Genomic DNA, 395 nt, shown 5'->3' on the forward strand with positions numbered 1-395 from the left:
GAGTTTAGCATCTACCCGTCAATTCCTTTGAGTTTCAATCTTGCGATCGTACTTCCCAGGTGGGATACTTAATGCTTTCGCTCAGACACTAACTGTGTATCGCTAATGTCGAGTATCCATCGTTTACGGCGTGGACTACCAGGGTATCTAATCCTGTTTGATCCCCACGCTTTCGTGCCTCAGTGTCAATGACTGTGTAGTAAGCTGCCTTCGCAATTGGTGTTCTATGTCATATCTAAGCATTTCACCGCTACATGACATATTCCGCTTACCTCCAAAGTATTCAAGATAAATAGTATCAATGGCAGTTTCCGAGTTAAGCTCGAAGATTTCACCACTGACTTACCTACCCACCTACGCACCCTTTAAACCCAGTAAATCCGGATAACGCTTGC

Annotated in this window: 1 rRNA gene; it reads right to left on the reverse strand. The window is 44.6% G+C overall.

Annotation, left to right across the window (positions count from 1 at the left end):
- Positions 1 to 395 (reverse strand): 16S ribosomal RNA (locus tag M6G53_RS25255); the annotation flags it as partial.

The sequence above is a fragment of the Serratia nevei genome (genome assembly GCF_024160145.1).
GTDB classification, from domain to species: domain Bacteria; phylum Pseudomonadota; class Gammaproteobacteria; order Enterobacterales; family Enterobacteriaceae; genus Serratia; species Serratia nevei_A.